At 32.2% G+C, this 18042-nt stretch carries 18 protein-coding genes; 5 read left to right on the forward strand and 13 right to left on the reverse strand.

Features of this window, described 5'->3' with window-relative positions:
* Positions 1-182: 182 nt before the first annotated feature.
* Complete coding sequence (gene istA / locus DPN68_RS03975; RefSeq protein WP_113988360.1) at positions 183-1730, forward strand: IS21 family transposase; 1548 nt, start codon at positions 183-185, stop codon at positions 1728-1730.
* Positions 1731-1747: 17 nt separating this feature from the next.
* Positions 1748-2485: an IS21-like element helper ATPase IstB gene (gene istB / locus DPN68_RS03980; RefSeq protein WP_113988361.1), complete on the forward strand. Its 738-nt coding sequence runs from the start codon at positions 1748-1750 to the stop codon at positions 2483-2485.
* A 262-nt stretch (positions 2486-2747) separates the two neighbouring features.
* Here the strand turns inward: istB and DPN68_RS03985 are convergent, their stop codons facing one another.
* The 13 genes from DPN68_RS03985 to DPN68_RS04045 form a co-directional block, all read right to left on the reverse strand.
* Positions 2748-3494, reverse strand: coding sequence for a GLPGLI family protein (locus tag DPN68_RS03985; protein WP_113988362.1), 747 nt, complete (start codon positions 3492-3494; stop codon positions 2748-2750).
* Between the two features lie 214 nt (positions 3495-3708).
* Positions 3709-4428, reverse strand: a complete 720-nt coding sequence (locus tag DPN68_RS03990; protein WP_113988363.1) for a GLPGLI family protein — start codon at positions 4426-4428, stop codon at positions 3709-3711.
* A gap of 52 nt (positions 4429-4480) precedes the next feature.
* On the reverse strand, positions 4481-4738 hold the full coding sequence (locus DPN68_RS03995; protein ID WP_113988364.1) for a hypothetical protein: 258 nt from the start codon (positions 4736-4738) through the stop codon (positions 4481-4483).
* A gap of 230 nt (positions 4739-4968) precedes the next feature.
* On the reverse strand, positions 4969-5691 hold the full coding sequence (locus tag DPN68_RS04000) for a GLPGLI family protein (RefSeq protein ID WP_113988365.1): 723 nt from the start codon (positions 5689-5691) through the stop codon (positions 4969-4971).
* Positions 5692-5753: 62 nt separating this feature from the next.
* A complete protein-coding gene (locus tag DPN68_RS04005) occupies positions 5754-6011 on the reverse strand; it encodes a hypothetical protein (protein WP_133256561.1) in 258 nt (85 codons plus the stop codon).
* Between the two features lie 217 nt (positions 6012-6228).
* Positions 6229-6900: a GLPGLI family protein gene (locus DPN68_RS04010; protein ID WP_113988367.1), complete on the reverse strand. Its 672-nt coding sequence runs from the start codon at positions 6898-6900 to the stop codon at positions 6229-6231.
* Positions 6901-7298: 398 nt separating this feature from the next.
* The gene (locus DPN68_RS04015; RefSeq protein ID WP_113988368.1) at positions 7299-7949 is read right to left on the reverse strand and encodes a helix-turn-helix domain-containing protein; all 651 of its coding nucleotides are present in this window, start codon (positions 7947-7949) and stop codon (positions 7299-7301) included.
* A gap of 204 nt (positions 7950-8153) precedes the next feature.
* Positions 8154-8975, reverse strand: a complete 822-nt coding sequence (locus DPN68_RS04020; RefSeq protein ID WP_113988369.1) for an OmpA family protein — start codon at positions 8973-8975, stop codon at positions 8154-8156.
* Positions 8976-8979: 4 nt separating this feature from the next.
* The gene (locus DPN68_RS04025) at positions 8980-10614 is read right to left on the reverse strand and encodes a S41 family peptidase (RefSeq protein ID WP_113988370.1); all 1635 of its coding nucleotides are present in this window, start codon (positions 10612-10614) and stop codon (positions 8980-8982) included.
* Between the two features lie 74 nt (positions 10615-10688).
* On the reverse strand, positions 10689-11057 hold the full coding sequence (rnpA, locus tag DPN68_RS04030; RefSeq protein ID WP_113988371.1) for a ribonuclease P protein component: 369 nt from the start codon (positions 11055-11057) through the stop codon (positions 10689-10691).
* A gap of 62 nt (positions 11058-11119) precedes the next feature.
* Complete coding sequence (locus DPN68_RS04035) at positions 11120-13000, reverse strand: M1 family metallopeptidase (RefSeq protein ID WP_113988516.1); 1881 nt, start codon at positions 12998-13000, stop codon at positions 11120-11122.
* A 67-nt stretch (positions 13001-13067) separates the two neighbouring features.
* A complete protein-coding gene (locus tag DPN68_RS04040) occupies positions 13068-14660 on the reverse strand; it encodes a S8 family peptidase (protein ID WP_113988372.1) in 1593 nt (530 codons plus the stop codon).
* Between the two features lie 70 nt (positions 14661-14730).
* A complete protein-coding gene (locus DPN68_RS04045; RefSeq protein ID WP_113988373.1) occupies positions 14731-15591 on the reverse strand; it encodes an MBL fold metallo-hydrolase in 861 nt (286 codons plus the stop codon).
* Between the two features lie 143 nt (positions 15592-15734).
* On the opposite strand from DPN68_RS04045, the gene DPN68_RS04050 reads away from it, so the two are divergent.
* The 3 genes from DPN68_RS04050 (at position 15735) to sufB (ending at position 18017) form a co-directional block, all read left to right on the forward strand.
* Positions 15735-16064 (forward strand): HesB/IscA family protein, encoded by a 330-nt coding sequence (locus DPN68_RS04050; protein WP_113988517.1) that lies wholly within the window; start codon positions 15735-15737, stop codon positions 16062-16064.
* A gap of 65 nt (positions 16065-16129) precedes the next feature.
* Entirely contained in the window at positions 16130-16519 is a 390-nt protein-coding gene (locus tag DPN68_RS04055; RefSeq protein ID WP_113988374.1) for a four helix bundle protein, read from the forward strand.
* A 49-nt stretch (positions 16520-16568) separates the two neighbouring features.
* Entirely contained in the window at positions 16569-18017 is a 1449-nt protein-coding gene (gene sufB / locus DPN68_RS04060) for a Fe-S cluster assembly protein SufB (RefSeq protein WP_113988375.1), read from the forward strand.
* Positions 18018-18042: the final 25 nt, after the last annotated feature.

Raw genomic sequence — 18042 nt, forward strand, 5'->3', positions numbered from 1 at the left:
TTGGAAAAAACGGTCAAATTGACCACCACTTTCCAGTCTAAATTGACCACCGATTTCGGTGCAAACTGACCACCTAATTCCAGTCCAAATTGACCACCTAAAATTTAGGATAAATTAGACATTAAAAACAGTTACTTTTTTTCATGTTGTTAGCCCATACATTCGTACAAAAAATACGGATTATGGCAAACAAAGTAACAGACATGAGTAAGATTAGAAAAGTAATTAAATTTCACTGTAGTGGTAAGAGTAAATTGTTTATTAGCATTTACTTATCACTTTCAAGAAATACGGTAAAGAAATATATTTCTTTATTTGAACTTCTAGGCTTAAGTTTTGAAGCTATTGATGCCAAAACAGATGCCGAACTTGAAGTTTTATTTTCACAGAATACTGTTGAAAGCATAGATCCTAGACTACAAAAGCTTCATGATTTTTTTCCACAAATGGAACGCGAACTCAAGAAAGTTGGTGTTACCGTCCAGCACATGTGGGAGCGATATATTGCTATACACCCTGATGGTTTTAAGAGTTCTCAATTTAGACATCACTTTAAAATATGGGGTAAACGCGTTAATCCAGTAATGCACATGAATCACAAAGCAGGTGATAAAATGTATGTGGATTATGCTGGAAAAACACTTTCTATTGTTGATAAAGATACAGGAGAGATTAAAGAAGTTCAGTTTTTTGTTGCCATACTAGGCGCAAGTCAACACACGTATGCAGAAGCTTCAATGAGTCAACAAAAAGAAGATTTTGTGACTTCGGTAGAGAATGCTATGCGTTTTTTTGAAGGTGTTCCTGCGGCAATTGTTCCCGATAATCTAAAGTCAGCCGTAATTAAGAGTAGTCGTTTTGAACCTACAATTAATGAAACCTTAGCCGATTTAGCAGAGCATTACGAAACTACCATATTACCTGCAAGAGCTTACAAACCAAGAGATAAATCATTGGTAGAAGGAGCTGTAAAAATCTTGTATCGAAGAATTTATGTACATCTAAAACAAAAACAGTTCTATAGTTTGGAAGAATTAAATCAACAAATATGGGATTTATTAGATGTTCATAATCACAAAAAGCTCACAGGAAGACCGTATTCTCGCTATGAATTATTTATAGAAGATGAGAAGCAAAAACTACGTCCATTACCTCAAGAACGTTTTGAAATCAAGTACCAATCCTTCGCTACAGTAATGCAGAACGGTCATGCATTATTAAGTCAAGACAAGAGTTATTACAGTGTTCCGTACCAATACGTGAGAAAAAAAGTAAAACTTTTGTATACCAAAACTTCGGTTGAAATCTTCTACAAATACAACCGAATCGCTATTCATCCCAGAAATTACAAACCTTACCATTACACAACTATTGCTGAACATTTAGCTAGCACGCATCAGTTTGTTGCTGATTGGAGTGCTAGTCGTTTTATTGATTGGGCAAACAGTATTGACCAAGCTGTAGCGGATTATATTATCCAAATTATCGAAAGTAGAAATCATCCAGAGCAAGCATATAAAAGTTGTTTAGGAATACTAAACTTTGAGAAGAAAGTAGGAAAACAACGATTAATCAACGCTTGTAAACGTGCACTCGATTTTAGGATTTACAGTTTTAAAGCCATCCAAAACATTTTAGAAAACAACTTAGACAACGCTGAGAATGAGCAAGAAGAAGAATTTGAATTACCAAATCACAACAACATCAGAGGAAAAAACTATTACAAATAAATTAAAATCAAATACTTATGAATGAAATCACCACAACCAAAATGAAACAAATGAAGCTTTATGGCATGCATAACGCTTTTAAAACCGCTATTGAAAGTGGAAAAACAGATCATTACACGCTAGACCAATTTATCGCAATGCTCATTGATGCTGAATGGGATGAAAGACACAATCGTCGCATTGAAAGAAGTATTAAAAACGCTCGATTCCATTACAAATCTAATATTGAAAATATCAATTTTGATGCTTCACGCAATCTGGATAGAAACGTGGTGTTGAGATTAGCTGCATGCGATTTTGTTGAGAAAAATCAGAATGTATTAATCACAGGAAGTACAGGAGTAGGTAAAAGTTTTTTAGGAACCGCATTAGGTTATCAAGCTTGCATCCAAGGATATAAAGTCAGTTATTATAACACATCTAAGTTATTCGCTAAGTTAAAAATGGCTAAAGCCGATGGTTCTTATCTGAGAGAATTAGCCAAAATAGAACGACAAGACGTCATTATATTAGACGATTTTGGACTTCAAGCGTTAGATAGTCAAAACCGAATTACACTTTTGGAAATCATTGAAGATAGACACAATAATGGTTCTATAATCGTAACTTCTCAAATACCAGTACAAGGTTGGTACGATATAATCGGAGAAAAAACCATAGCTGATGCCATTTTAGACCGACTCATACATCAATCCCATCGCATTGAATTACTAGGCGAATCCATGAGAAAGAAAAGAGGAATTAACAAAGAGTAATTTTAGTATATTTGAATCACAAATTAACACAAGAAAAAATGTAGTTTTTAATGAAAAATGGAGGTGGTCATTTTGCTCCGAAATTAGGTGGTCATTTTGAATTGGAATCAGGTGGTCACTTTAAATTGGAATTGGGTGGTCAATATCACTGGAATTTGCATTAACTAAAAGTATAGAAAAACTATACCATATGTTTTTTTAAAAAAAGAACAGGGAATAGTAGGAAAAGGAAAAGGGATTTTAGCGTTTATTTTATTTCGATTTATTTTTTTGGAATTTCACTTAAACCAATACTTTTTAAAAATTCTTCATTTTCTTTTCTAACAATTTCAATGTATTTCTTTTCAGAAATTACGTTGGTGAGATCTTGTTTCGAAATTTTAATTTTCGAATCTTTTAAAATTTGACTCACAACAAAAGTTACTTTGTCGTCTTGTAATTCCATTATTAACCCAGGCAGTCCGTCATATCCTTTTGGTCCAAATGATATTGGAATTTCAGGATAAAACCAAGCAACTATTTCCTTTTCTTTAATTACATCGTTTATTAATGTTCTTTTTATTGTTGTTGCTTTATAACAAGGTTTATTATCAATCATTTTACTTTCATTATGAATTGTCCAGTCATAGCGAGTTGTATCATTTATAAAATATTTTTTTTCTGCAAAATAATTTATTTTAATTTTTAAGTTTTTCTCCGTATTGATGTAAAAGTCACTACTTCCGCAGAATGATTTGGCTAATCTTTTAATTTTTTCATCTTCATACAATTTGTCTTTAAAATAAAAAAAAGATTCATTTCTGTTTATGTCTAGCTGAAATTCAGTAATTTTTATTGCTTGATCTAAACCTTTATAAATATAATTAACTTTACTATTTTTTATTACTTCTTCACCTTCAATTGAGCCATAAGTTGGGTATGTTTTATATATAATGGAATAATTTTCTTGTGAGTAACAAAAACGAGTTAATAAAATAATTATTAGGATTTTTTGATTAATTTTTTTCATTTTCTATTTTTTCTATTTTTCTGGGAACACTCTTTTTAAAAACGAATTTTCCCACAGAATATTATAATTTTCCCAAGTTAAATTCAACAAAAGTGTAGTTACTTTTATTCTCAAAATTAGGTTTAATAGTTGCAATCAAGTTTTGAGAAAAAGAAATAACAGGAAATAATAGGAAAAGGATTAGGGATTTTGGTGTTTAAAAACGCGTAAATAGTTAAAATCTGTTTAATTTTTTTTTAGTTTGTTTTTCAATTACTTTTTCAAGCTCATTTATGTAAACGTCATTTATGTCGGATTTTGTATTAAGCTCAATTTTATTCACTATCCAAGTTCTCTTTGCTTCCGATAATTCTAAAACCAACCCAGGTAAACTTGGGTATTTATTTGGACAATAGGGTAGCGGAATTTCAGGACAATACCAAGCAATAACTTTATAAGCATGATCTTTACCTCTTGCGTGAAACTTCCATTCTGTTTCTGCTTTGTAGCATGTATACCCAGAAATTACTTTGGTCTCGTTAGTGTATTTCCAAACAAAATTACTTGAATCATATTTTATTACATACTCATATTCGCTATTTATTTCGCCTATCTCATGACTAACTCCTTTAGCTTTATCTGTGTAGAATATAATATGTCCATAAAAATTACCTAATATTAAATTATAATTATTAATATCAATAGCATCACTCGGTAATTTTTTCAGGCCTTTAAAACAAGACACACTGTCTTTGTAGTGTAGTTCAAATGTAAAGTTTTCAGCCATTTTAATTTTTTCAAGTTCAAACTGATATTGCCATAAACTTTTTCTTTTTAATTCCTCTGTTGCTTCAGATTCGTTATAAAAAGTACTATAAGTGATTTTTCCTTCGTTTGTTATTTTTTGACTAAAACTAAATAGGCTCAAAAATAAAAAAAATTGTGTTGTTTTCATTTATTATAATAAGGAGCCCTAGGGCTCCTTTATTTACATTCAGCATTATTAATTATTCGATTGATAGTTTCTTTTTCTTAACAGTGTCTCTGAATCGAGGGTTGTCACAGTTACTTTGGTCATAGCAGTAATCTACAAAATCCATCCATTGTGAATTTGTTGGGTCAGGTCCGACAACTTGTCCATCTGCCCATTGGTTACATTGGTCACAATCTGTTAAAACTGTTTCATCAATTAGTTTTTTATCCTCAATCTCATTCGCCATACCAGCAAATGAGAATGCTACTAGTGCTACTGCACTAAAAATCATTTTTTTACTCACGAATTATTATTGTTTTTTTAGTGTTCATGAATCTTCGATTTTATTCTTTAAATTTTTAAAATTAATACTTTGTTTTGGTTAACCAAAACAAAAGATGAGAGAAAAAAAACGATTTTTCGCATAATTCATTGTAATTTACAATTATTTAACACGCTAAAAGCTACAAAAAATAGAATGATTTAATATTGAGGTTGTTAGAATAATTGTAGTTTTAGTAATTAATTTTGATTGACTAAATCTTCCATTGCTTTGTTGAAAATTGTGGTCATTTCTTCTTCAGAAATTGTTTTTTCAGTAGGTATTTTTATATCAGGCATTGAATTGAATTTTTGAATTTTTTTTAAATAAAACTTGATTTTTGAATTTTTTTGATTTGCTTCAAATACTAAACCAGGTAATCCATAGAAAATATCTGGACCATATGGATAAGGAAATTCAGGGCAAAACCAAGCTATTAATTCAATTATACCTTTTCCTCTAAAATCATCAAAAGGGAAGCTGGTTTTAGCTTTATAACATAAAAAACCGCTTATTATTTTCGATTCTTTAGTGATTTCCCAATTATAATGATCTATCCTTTTTTTAACAAAGTAAATATCTCCAAGTAGTTCTGTTTTATGAATAACATTGCTTTTTTTATTATCGTAATAACGAGTGCCATCCCCACCACCCATAGTTATTGCCCTTTTGTTAAAGTTAGGGGTGTTTACTTTTTCAATATACATAAAAGAAGCAATATTTTCATTTATTAATAATTGATATTCAACTAATTCAAAAGATTTATTCATATCAATAATATTGTTTTTAATAGTAATATCTTTGAGATTATTTAACTCTTCTTCGTTTGGGGTTGTTATTTTTCCATATGTAAATTCAAGTTTCTGAGAAAAAACACTTAGGGAAAATAAGTATAAAATTATTATTAAATTATAGCTTTTCATTCTTAATTTTAAAAAATTTTACTTTAGGCTTTTCATATCGAAAAGCCTAAAGTTTTTAATTATTAACCAACAAAAACTGGAGCTAATAGTATAGCTCCATTATTGTTTGCATCTACACAAGTATTATAATAAAATGTATATGCTTCAGCAAATTGTGATGAAGACATTGTATTTCCATAATAGTTTGATTCTGCAACGGTAGAAGCCATAGCATATGAACTACAATTTGTTTTTACAACAATTTTTTCTTCTTTCTCTTCCACTTCATTCGCCATACCAGCAAATGAGAATGCTACTAGCGCAACTGCACTAAAAATCATTTTTTTCATTCTTTAAATTTTTAAAATTAATACTTTGTTTTTGGTATACCAATGGCGAATTTGGTATAAAAAATTTCAAAAACAAAATTTCAATTTCACATTTAACTAAAAGTATAGAAAAACTATACCAGTTTGTGGCGCTAACAATAGTTCTTGTATTTTCATTTCTTTTAAAAAGCTTTTTGCAAGGAAAAGAAGAAAGAATTTTTGTATTTAGTTAATCTTGAAACATTTCTTCTTCTAATTTTTTAATTAAAGAGGTATATTCCTCGTAAGACAAAATTTTAATTTTATCTGGAAAGTATATTTCTTTCGGACAATCTTTTACAATTTTAGTCGCAGAATAAACTTCAAAACCTTGTTGAAGAAAAAGAATAACACCGGGTAATCCTCCAATACCGTCTGGTCCATAAGAATATGGTAAATTCGGACAATACCAAGCGATTATATCAAATGAGTTTTTACCATCAGTTGTGTACTTAGAAGTTGCTTTAAAGCATTTTAGATTATTAATAATTTTAGATTCATTATGCAATTGCCATATAGGAAATTCTTCCTCTATTAGAAAACTATTTTTCTTTGCTACAAATTCACTGTTTTCGGTATATTTTTTATTATTGTGTATGTAAATAATTGCATCATCTGGAACATAAGCTGTTCTATTTAAAATCTCTTCGCTAGTTAATTTATTCGTTTGTTCAAAAACTGATACTTCTTTGGTAAAAATTAACTCAAATTTTAAATTTTCTAAATACTTATTTGTACGTCTAATTTCTTCTGCATTTGATGTAAATTCAGGTATAATTCTTTCCATCCTATAGGTAATACAAATTTTTTCTTGTGAATTTGCACTTATAAAGAAAAGTATAAAAATTATTTTTTTGATCATTTTTTTAAGTTTTAAAAGAGTTGAGACGCAATTTGCATCTCAACTCTTCGATTGTTTTATGGTTCTAATGAAACAGTTCTACTTCTACATGCGTGATAAACCTTTTGAGCTTCTACCGCAGCTTTAGTTTCATTCATACCATCTGCAATTAATTTGTCTTTTGCAGCCTTATATTCTTTTTGACATTCTTAAACTGTACCGTCATTCGCCATACCAGCAAATGAGAATGCTACTAGTGCTACTGCACTGAAAATCATTTTTTTCAATTCTTTAAATTTTTAAAATTAATATTTTGTTTTTGGTATACCAATGGCGAATTTGGTATAAAAAATTTCAAAAACAAAATTTTGATTTCACATTTAACTAAAAGTATAGAAAAACTATGTCACTTGGTATGGTTAAACATAACCCCTTCGTTTGACTTCTCTTAAAATTGTAGTTTCGTTAATTTCAAGTGCTTTTTTAATTTTACTAATTCGCTTATTTATACTTACCTCTGTTAGTTGAAGTTCATTAGCAATTTCCTTAATTTTATAACCATTAGCTAAACAGGTAATGATGGTTCTATTGGTTTCATTAGCAAGGGTTTCATAACCCCATATTTCATTAACTTTGTTATCTACAGAAGAACTTCTAAAAATTTCTCCTTGCCATATTTTTTCAAAAGCAGCTATATAATCTTCAGCTTTCATATCGCTTTTTACAGCAATTCCATCAGGTTTTAAGTTTTGTACTAAGTCAAAAAGAGTAAAGTTTTCAAGAATAGCAGTATTTATAAATGTTTTGCAATTTGGCATTTCTTGATTGAGATATTTACATAAATCACTTCCATTATGTATATCTTTTTCGGCGTATCCAGGCATAGAAATGTCAATTACCGCAAAATCAAAAGTGCTATTTTTCAATTTTTTACGTTCAATTTCATTGACAGCTTCTTTGCAATTTATAACTGTTGTAAAAGAGTGTTTTTTATTCTTAAATGCGGTTTCAAAAAAGAATTTAAATGGCTCAAATATAGATGCGTGATCGTCTGCGATAAGTATCTTCATTACATGGGGGAATAAGCGCGAAAGTTAATTAAAGAAATTTAGAAGTGTTAACTATCTATTTGATTTTAACAAAAAGTATAGAAAAACTATATCAGCTATAATTAATGATTTCATTTTTTTAAGTTAAATTTCTTTAATCCATGTTCCTGATTTTAAGTTTGGAGTTTAAAGTTGACTTTTGAACTTGCCCTTGTATTTGATTTTCTAAATCTTCGTAATTACAATTTCCACACGTCTATCAAATTGGCTGCCTTTACCTAAGGGTTGGGTGTTGCCGTAGCCTTTGAAGGTCATTCTTGATTTGTTTATGCGTTTAAAACTAAAGTATTTGTATACTGATTGTGCTCTGTTTTTTGAAAGTTCTCGTTTTTTGGTATCTCTATCAATGGCTTCTTTTTGAAAACTTGGCGTACAACACACGTGACCTTGAATTTCAAATTCAATGTTTTTGTATTTCATTAAAAGTTTGCCAACCCTATCTAATTCTTGTTTCGCTTTATGGGTTAATTTACTACTTCCTCTATCAAATAAAACTCTTTCTAAGTAAATACGATCACCTACAACAGGGTCTTTTGGAATAGTACTGTAAACACCAGGAATTCTTAACTCTTCAATCGTGGTTGGTTTAAAATTCACTACTACGTCAACACGTCTGTTTTTGGAACGCGCTTCAGGAACATTTTCTTGTAAATCTTCATCCAACATAATCCTTCCTTTTCCTTCCAAAGTAATAATAATTTTACTTTTGATGCCACGCTCCACAAGTTTGTCTTTAACCGTGTTGGCTCTTCGTGTTGATAAAACAAAATTGTATTCGTCTTTTCCTCGGTCATCACAATAACCAAAGATTTCAACTGTTTCTACACGAGAAGTGTCAATTTTCTTAACGAATGCAACAACCGATTCAATTTGAGCGTCTTTTAAATTGAATTTATCAAATTCAAAATAGATGGAATGTACTTCTTCTTCTTGACTAAAAGCAAAAAAGGAAACAAAACAAAAAAGTAAAGATGTGAATTTTTTCATGTGTTTATTTTTTCAAAAGCGAGCTGTAGTCTGTTTTGTTAGCTAAAACGGATTGTGCTCTTTTAATTTCTAGATTATTTTCTGCAAAAAATTGATATAATCCTTCACGATATTGGTAACGAATCAGCAATTCTTCTTGTAAAAGACGCATGATTTCTGTTTTATTTTTGGATACTTCTTCGTCTTCACTTTTCAATAAAGCTTGTTTTAAAGCGTCATATTGGGTTGCAATTACACCGTCAATTTTTTCTTTTTTAGCTTTTTCCAACACGGTTTTAAGAGCCACTTCCGTTTCGGTCTCTAAATTGTATTTCTCTTGCTTAATAAAGGTTTTAAACGCAGTAAAATCAGCTTCAGTGATGGTTGGAATTCCTGTTCTATTGGGATTTTGGAAATATAAATTGGTAACAAAATCAAAAATAGCGTCATTTTTTACCAATGCATCCGTAGTTGGACTGGTTTTAGTTGCTTCCAAAGCGATGTCAGGCAATACGCCACCACCATCTTGAACGGTTCTGCCGCCTTTGGTTTTGAAAGAGTTGAATTCGTTTTGTTGAATTTTTATTGCTTTTCCATCTTTGTCTTTTCTGGTGTAATCCAAGGCTTGAATACATCTTCCAGAAGGGGTATAATAACGCGAAATGGTTACTTTTACCTGTGTTCCGTAAGATAAATTCAACGGTCTTTGTACCAATCCTTTTCCGAAACTTCTACTGCCCAATACAACTGCTCTGTCTAGATCTTGTAACGCGCCAGCCACAATTTCTGAAGCCGAAGCACTTTTTCCATCTACAATCACTACAATTGGAATTTCTAAATCTAACGGTTCGCGCGTCGTTTTGTAAATATTATTGTGTTTTGGGTTCTTTGATTTGGTAGTTACAATGGTTTCGTTTTTTGGAACAAAAAGATTGCAAATATTTACTGCTTCGTGTAACAATCCACCTGGATTTCCCCTTAAGTCTAAAATGATTTTAGTAGCTCCTTTTCCTTTTAAATCTAAAAAGGCAGCTTTGGTTTCAGCGCTGGCTTTTTCAGTAAATTTAGAAAGCACAATATAACCCGAATTGTCTGCTAAAAGCGAATAAAAAGGAACGGCTTTAATTTCTACTTCGTCCAAAATTAAATTGGTCTTGCTTTTTTTGCCTTGACGGATATATTCCAAAACCACAACACTTTTCTTAGCACCGCGAAGCAACTGAGAAGCATCTTCTTTGTAGTCTTTCAAGCTCACATCGCCAATTTGTATGATTTCATCACCTGCTTTTAATCCTGCTTTGTCGGCAGGAAATCCTTTGTAGATTTCTTTTAAAAATAAACGACCTTCTTTGCGTTGAACCATGGCGCCAATTCCAGTATATTCTCCCGTATTGTTGATTTTGAATTTCAAAACGTCTTGCTCATTGAAAAAGACGGTATATGGATCCAATTCTGAAAGCATGTTTTTTAAAGCCACATCCATTAATTCACCAGGATTGGTCTCATCAACGTAGTTTTGGTTCACGGTTTTAAAAGCAGCTGTAAAAATTTCGATTTGTTTGGCAATTTCAAAAAAATCGTTTTTGAAACTTACGGCTGTAAATAGAAATAGGGTAGCCAATATAGGAAGGAATACTTTTCTTTTGAAGAACAATTTCATAGTATTTAAAAATTGATTTCTAATATTTTACGAATGTAAAGAATAATGCGCAAAAATTAAACCAATATTTCGGTTTACTTCAGATTTGCTACAAATTTTTCGAAAAGTTGTACGGTTTTTTCATTAATTTCCTGAAAACTCAGGCGATCTTTACTTTGGTAAAGCAACATAAAAACATGATTTTTTTCTATGTTATCATGTAATAAATGTTTGTTTAATCGATAAGCTTCACGAAGTAAGCGTTTGAAATAGTTTCTATCAACCGCTTTTTTAAAATGTTTTTTAGAAACCGAAACGCCAATCTGCATTTTTTCTTTTCCATCAGGATTTTCCACAAAAACCAAACGCAACGGATATTTAGAAACTGATTTTCCTTGCGAAAAGAGTAAATCTATCGCGGTTTTGCTTTTTAGTTTTTCGTGTTTTGGGTAATCAAATGCCATGGCGCAAAGGTATAAAAAAAGCCATCGTTTTTTGCGATGGCTTTTTATTGGTAATTTTTGATTTATTTTTTCTCGTAAACGTTGTTCTCTAAATTCACATCAGCCATTAATTCGGATGGATCAATAACCAAAGCCACAATAGCACTTTTGGCTTTATTAATCTCAAAACTGAATGTTGGATACGCCCAATCCCAAGGTTTTAAGACCGTTCTTTCTAATGGATATGGATTTTCTTTTTCCCAACGCATCAATGGATTTGGAATGTAGAAAGTTTCTTGCGTTCCGTCTTCATAAACCACTAAAACATCAATTGGCATTGGCATTCTTCCAATTCGTTCCAATGTAATTTTTGTTTTTCCAGAAACTTCTTCAATGGCTTTGATTCCGTAATCGATGGTGTTGGTCGTTTGTGTCCAATCCAACAAATACCAATCCAAATTGGCGCCAGATACTTTTTCAGCCGAACGCTTGATATCGTTTGGTGTTGGATGTGTAAATTTGAAATCGTGATAATAACGCTTGATGGTTTTCATTAAATTTTCAGCTCCAATAACATAGCCTAATTGCGCCAAAAAGATTTCTCCTTTGCTATACGCCGAAATGCCATACGCCATATTTAAATCAAAACGATCCGCATGAGTAGAAAGCGGTTGTTCTTTACCTGATTTTACTAAATAACGGTAATTGTTGTAAGCACTTTCAAAAGGATTGTTTCCATCTTCTTTTGAAGGCAATACTTTTTGCATGGCTAAATTGGAAATGAAAGACGTAAATCCTTCGTCCATCCATTCGTGTTTGGATTCATTGGTTGCCAATAAATGTTGGAACCACATATGAGCCAATTCGTGAGCCGTTACACCAACTAAACTTGGAAAACTTCTGTTGCCTGTAATCAAAGTACACATGGCATATTCCATTCCGCCGTCGCCACCTTGAATAACTGAATATTGTTTGTACGGATATTCGCCAATAGCAGCATTAAAATATTCCAATAATTCCGCGGTTTTAGCTGGAAGATTTTTCCAATTTTGAATGTCTTTCACGTTTTTCTTGTAGAAGAAATGCAATTCAACATTATTTGGACCTAAAATTTTATCGTGAATGTATTCATTATCAGCTCCCCAAGCGAAATCGTGAACATTTGGTGCCACAAAATGCCAAGTCAAGGTTTTGGTTTTCTTTGGATGCACCACTTTTACGCCTTCATCTTCGTAACCGTGACCAATTTCGTTTTTGTTTTGTAAATAACCCGTTCCACCGATAGTGTAGTTTTTATCAATCGTGATTTTTACATCAAAATTTCCCCAAACACCGTGAAACTCTCTTCCAATGTAAGGATCAGCATGCCAACCTTCGAAGTCGTATTCCGCCATTTTTGGAAACCATTGCGACATCGATAACGCCACGCCTTCTTCCGAATTTCTTCCCGAACGACGCACTTGTAAAGGCACTTGACCGTCAAAAGTTAAAGTGAAAGTCGTTTTTTGTTTTGGTAAAATAGGTTCGTTTAGGGTAACTTCTAAAATAGTTCCAACGCTTCTAGTTTTAGCAGCCACACCATTTTGTTTGAAATCTGAAATTTTTAAATAGCCAATTTCATTTGGTTTCAAAGTGCTAATTCTACTTTCTTTTACTTCTTTGTCAGCCACTTTAAAGGTTCTGACCATACGTTTGTCAGGATCAGAAATGGCTTGTAAACGCGCATCCATTTCGCTTCCCGGTTGGAACGCATTGAAATACAAATGGTAAAATACTTTGTGTAACGTATCTGCAGAATTATTGGTATAAATTAATTCTTGTTTTCCTTTGTATTGGAAGTTGTTAACGTTCATATCCACGTCCATTTTGTAATCGACATGTTGTTGCCAATAACCTGGATTGGGATTGTTTTGTGCAAAAATTCCCAATGAAAAACAAAGGGAAAGCAATAGGATTTTTTTCATAATGTTATAAATTAAAAATGCCATTCCAAAAACAATTTTTCAGAATGACATTTTAGTATAATTGTAATTACTTCGCCATTTTTTCTGCCAATAACAAGGCATTGTAAGCATTCACGATTCTTCCAGACTTAGAAATATCAGAGAATTTTACTTTTTGTTTTGTTTCGCCAACCAATACTTCATTTTTCATTGGTGTGCCGCTTTCCATGATAATTTGTTTTACTTGAACCGCAGTCAAACTTGGATAGTACGAACGAATTAAAGTTGCCACACCAGCCACATTTGGAGAAGCCATTGAGGTTCCTTGTAAATATTCGTAAGTGTTTAATGGCGTTGTTGCGTAAATTTTATCACCAGGAGCAAAAATATCTACATTGTTTTTTCCGTAGTTAGAAAAACTAGCTACCATTTTTGAACCGTAACTTGGTGAAAGTGCGCCAATGATTAATACGTTTTTAGCGTATTCTGGAGAGTTATCATACGTATCGTTTGGATATTTATTAGTTACATCTAAATCGTATGATTCATTTCCAGCAGCAATTACTACCAAAACATCTTTAGATTCTGCATATTTGATGGCATCTATAACCCATTCTTTGTTTTGAGAAAAGTATTTTCCAAACGAACCGTTGATTACTTTGGCACCATTATCTACCGCATAACGAATGGCTAACGCAATGTCTTTGTCATACTCATCACCATTTGGAACGGCTCTTAAAGTCATGATTTGGGCATTATTTGTTACACCATCGCCACCTAAATTATTGCCTCTAAGTTGTGCTACAATTCCAGCTACGTGAGTTCCGTGTTTCGCTTCTTTTGGCTCTGGACCAATCACGTTGTTGTTTCCGTATTTAGTATCTGTAATATCATTTGGATTATCACCCACAATAGAACGACCATCAAAATCAACATTCAAATTGTAGTTCAATTGACCATACACATAGTCTTTGAAACTTTCCATTTCTTTGTCAAATTCTTTTTTGGTTGTTTGCGATAAAACTTGTGTAAAAACTGCTTTTGGTTGGGCTAAACTAGTTTCGGTATCAGGAATGTTTTTTACTTCTTCCAAAGTGAAATCGCTCTTTTTGAAATATTCTGTTAGCGCTTTTTCAGCATTTAAAATGAAATCCAATTGTTGTTTTGGACCCATTAATTCTTTTCTTTCTTTTTCTAGCTCAGCTTTCGCTTTTTCATAATCAGGAGTTCCTGGACCTTTTTTTACGATACGCGTCATTTCTAATTGCTCATGAACAGCATCACCTAAGAAGTTCCAACCGTGAATATCGTCAATGTAACCGTTTTTGTCGTCGTCAATTCCGTTTCCAGGAATTTCTTTGGTATTGGTCCAAATTACCGCTTTTAAATCTTCATGATTGATATCCACACCAGAATCTACAATTCCAACGATTACTTTTTGTCCTTTTTTACCTTTTAGTAACTCAGCATACGCTTTGTCCACGCTCATTCCTGGAACCGTATCTTTTACAAAATCCAAGTGGCTCCAACGTTGCAAATCGTTTTCTGCTAATGGTGTAATTTTTAAAGGTAATTGGTCAACGTTTTCTACTGATGTAGCAATGACTTTTGGAGTTCCACAGCTTACAAGAGCAAAAATTAAACCTAAACTTAGATATAAGGGTCTAAAAATTCTTTTCATTTGTATGTTTTTTAATTTTATTATTAGTCAATATTACGATTAATCTGTTACAGTTTTCTCCAACTTAACATTATTTTAGAATTTCTGAGCAAGTAAAAACCTCTTTCAAACGCACGCCTTTTTCGGTTCTTTCTACAGTGATAATTTCATTGTGAGCGTCGTGTTCCAAAAACAAAAAGTAATTATTATCGGCAGCGGCGTTCATGAATTTTGTTTTTTCATCCAATGTCAACAATGGTCGAGTATCGTAACCCATTACATATGGAATTGGAATATGACCAGCGGTTGCTAATAAATCACCACAAAAAACAATGGTTTTTCCTTTGTAATTAATGTGCGGAATCATTTGTTTTTCGGTATGTCCATCAGCGTAAAAAATATCAAAACCTAATTCATTAGAAAATCCAAAATCACTATCCGGTCGATTGATGAAGTGCAATTGCCCACTTTCTTGCATTGGAATTAAATTTTCGTGAAGAAATGATGCTTTTTCACGAGCGTTGGGTTGGGTAGCCCATTTCCAATGATTTTCATTCGTCCAAAATTTTGCATTTTTGAAAGCAACTTCATAACCCGTTTTATCTTTATTCCAATTCACACTTCCACCACAATGGTCAAAATGCAAGTGCGTCATAAACACATCGGTAATATCATCGCGATGAAAACCAGCATTTTTTAAGGATTTATCTAACGAATGATCACCCCAAAGCGAATAGTAACCGAAAAATTTCTCCGATTGTTTGTTGCCCATTCCTGTATCAATCAACGTTAGTCGGTTTCCGTCTTCAATTAATAAGCATCTTGCAGCAATGTCAATTAAGTTATTTTCGTCAGCTGGATTGGTTTTATTCCAAAGTGTTTTGGGTACCACACCAAACATGGCGCCACCATCTAATTTGAAATTTCCAGCTTCAATAGGATGTAATTTCATACTTCAAACAATTTTCAGCCAAATTACGAAATTTACTATAAATAGAAACTATCAAACTATAAGTTATAAAAATGTTAGGAAATCTTGCAAAAAGTTTTTTATCATGTATCTTTGTCGTTAATTTAGACAAAATCAAAATAGACATGATAAAAGTATCAGACACAGCAAGTAAAAAAATCATCAGCATGATGCAAGAAGATGGTTTTGATGCTGCCCAAGATTACGTTCGAGTAGGCGTAAAGAGTGGTGGCTGCTCCGGTTTGTCTTATGATTTAAAGTTTGACAATACCATAGGAGAAAACGATAAAGTATTTGAAGATAATAATGTAAAAATTGCCGTAGAGAAAAAGAGTTTTCTTTATTTGGCCGGAACTATATTAGAATTTTCAGGTGGTTTAAACGGAAAAGGATTTGTTTTTAACAATCCAAATGCACAAAGAACGTGTGGATGTGGAGAGAGTTTCTCGCTGTAAACGAATCAAAAAAATTCAAAGAATCAAAAAAATCCAAAAAAGGTATTATTAAAAAAATCTAAAAAATGGCAAAGTACAATTCATTTGAAGAAATGGAGGTTTATCAAAAAGCGCTTCAATTTGGAGTTAAAGTTTACAAACTAACATTAACAAATGAAAAAATTGCTAAAGATTATGGATTAAAAGACCAATTGCAAAGAGCGGCTTTATCTATTTCTAATAATATTGCCGAAGGATTTGAAAGAGAGACTAAAAAAGAGTTAATTAGATTTTTATATTTTTCAAAAGGTTCTGCAGGCGAATGTAGAAATATGTTTAATTTTTTACAATTACTTGAATATATTAACGAAGAAAATTTCTATAATCACAGAAATGATGTTTTAGAAATTTCAAAACAATTAGGAAATTATATTAAATATTTAAAAAACCTGGAAAAGCAAAATAAAAAGTCGTAACGATATATTTTTGGTTTTTTAGATTTTTTAGATTTTTTAAATAAAACATATGAGCAAATACACTGAAGACGACTTAAAAGTCGAATTAGAAAATAAAGAATACGAATACGGATTTTATACCGAATTGGACTCGGAAACGTTTCCTATTGGGTTAAATGAAGACATTGTTCGTGCGATTTCAAAGAAAAAAGAAGAGCCCGAATGGATGACTGAATGGCGTTTGGAAGCTTTTCGTGCTTGGTTAGAAATGATTGAGCCAGAATGGGCAAACGTGCGTTATGAAAAGCCTGATTTTCAAGCGATTTCCTATTATTCGGCACCTAAAAAAGCCGATCCGAATAAAAAATTAGAAGACGTTGACCCAGAACTTTTGGCGATGTACAAAAAGTTAGGAATTTCGGTTGATGAACAAAAGAAAATGAATAACGTAGCGATTGATATCGTGGTAGATTCGGTTTCTGTAGCAACGACTTTTAAGAAAACATTAAACGAAAAAGGTATTATTTTCTGTTCTATTTCTGAAGCGATTAAAGAACATCCAGAGTTGGTTCGTAAATATTTAGGAACAATCGTTCCACAGAAAGATAATTTCTATGCCGCTTTAAATTCAGCGGTTTTTTCTGATGGAAGTTTCTGTTATATTCCAAAAGGCGTTCGTTGTCCAATGGAATTATCAACCTATTTCCGTATCAATCAAGGTGGAACAGGTCAGTTTGAAAGAACGTTACTAATTGCTGATGAAGGAAGTTACGTTTCGTATTTAGAAGGTTGTACGGCTCCAAGTCGTGATGAAAATCAATTGCACGCTGCCGTTGTTGAACTAATCGCATTGGAAAATGCAGAAATCAAATATTCAACTGTTCAAAACTGGTATCCTGGAAACAAAGAAGGAAAAGGTGGTGTTTACAACTTCGTAACCAAAAGAGGTTTGTGTGAGAAAAACGCAAAAATTTCTTGGACACAAGTTGAAACAGGTTCGGCTATTACATGGAAATACCCATCAGTTGTTTTGAAAGGCGATAATTCAATTGGCGAATTTTACTCCATTGCGGTTACCAACAATTATCAGCAAGCTGATACAGGAACTAAGATGATTCACTTGGGTAAAAATTCTAAATCAACCATTATTTCCAAAGGAATTTCAGCAGGAAAATCACAAAACAGTTATAGAGGATTAGTGCAAATAGGAGCAAGAGCAGAAAACGCTCGTAACTTCTCACAATGTGATTCTCTTTTAATGGGAAATAATTGTGGCGCACACACGTTTCCTTATATCGAAAGTAAAAATGCTTCGGCAAAAATCGAACACGAAGCAACTACTTCAAAAATTGGAGAAGATCAAGTGTTCTATTGCAACCAACGCGGCATCCCAACCGAAAAAGCAATTGCCTTAATCGTAAACGGTTTCAGTAAAGAAGTATTGAACAAATTACCAATGGAATTTGCAGTAGAAGCTCAGAAGTTGTTGGAAATTTCGTTAGAAGGTTCAGTAGGATAATCATTTTTAAAATTAGAATAAATAA

It is taken from the genome of Flavobacterium tibetense (assembly GCF_003293845.1).
GTDB classification, from domain to species: Bacteria; Bacteroidota; Bacteroidia; order Flavobacteriales; family Flavobacteriaceae; genus Flavobacterium; species Flavobacterium tibetense.

Coding starts and splice junctions, on each gene's coding strand:
- istA (WP_113988360.1), top strand. CDS start 183: ATGGCAAACAAAGTAACAGACATGAGTAAGATTAGAAAAGTAATTAAA.
- istB (WP_113988361.1), top strand. CDS start 1,748: ATGAATGAAATCACCACAACCAAAATGAAACAAATGAAGCTTTATGGC.
- DPN68_RS03985 (WP_113988362.1), bottom strand. CDS start 3,494: ATGAAAAAAATTAATCAAAAAATCCTAATAATTATTTTATTAACTCGT.
- DPN68_RS03990 (WP_113988363.1), bottom strand. CDS start 4,428: ATGAAAACAACACAATTTTTTTTATTTTTGAGCCTATTTAGTTTTAGT.
- DPN68_RS03995 (WP_113988364.1), bottom strand. CDS start 4,738: ATGATTTTTAGTGCAGTAGCACTAGTAGCATTCTCATTTGCTGGTATG.
- DPN68_RS04000 (WP_113988365.1), bottom strand. CDS start 5,691: ATGAAAAGCTATAATTTAATAATAATTTTATACTTATTTTCCCTAAGT.
- DPN68_RS04005 (WP_133256561.1), bottom strand. CDS start 6,011: ATGATTTTTAGTGCAGTTGCGCTAGTAGCATTCTCATTTGCTGGTATG.
- DPN68_RS04010 (WP_113988367.1), bottom strand. CDS start 6,900: ATGATCAAAAAAATAATTTTTATACTTTTCTTTATAAGTGCAAATTCA.
- DPN68_RS04015 (WP_113988368.1), bottom strand. CDS start 7,949: ATGAAGATACTTATCGCAGACGATCACGCATCTATATTTGAGCCATTT.
- DPN68_RS04020 (WP_113988369.1), bottom strand. CDS start 8,975: ATGAAAAAATTCACATCTTTACTTTTTTGTTTTGTTTCCTTTTTTGCT.
- DPN68_RS04025 (WP_113988370.1), bottom strand. CDS start 10,614: ATGAAATTGTTCTTCAAAAGAAAAGTATTCCTTCCTATATTGGCTACC.
- rnpA (WP_113988371.1), bottom strand. CDS start 11,057: ATGGCATTTGATTACCCAAAACACGAAAAACTAAAAAGCAAAACCGCG.
- DPN68_RS04035 (WP_113988516.1), bottom strand. CDS start 13,000: ATGAAAAAAATCCTATTGCTTTCCCTTTGTTTTTCATTGGGAATTTTT.
- DPN68_RS04040 (WP_113988372.1), bottom strand. CDS start 14,660: ATGAAAAGAATTTTTAGACCCTTATATCTAAGTTTAGGTTTAATTTTT.
- DPN68_RS04045 (WP_113988373.1), bottom strand. CDS start 15,591: ATGAAATTACATCCTATTGAAGCTGGAAATTTCAAATTAGATGGTGGC.
- DPN68_RS04050 (WP_113988517.1), top strand. CDS start 15,735: ATGATAAAAGTATCAGACACAGCAAGTAAAAAAATCATCAGCATGATG.
- DPN68_RS04055 (WP_113988374.1), top strand. CDS start 16,130: ATGGCAAAGTACAATTCATTTGAAGAAATGGAGGTTTATCAAAAAGCG.
- sufB (WP_113988375.1), top strand. CDS start 16,569: ATGAGCAAATACACTGAAGACGACTTAAAAGTCGAATTAGAAAATAAA.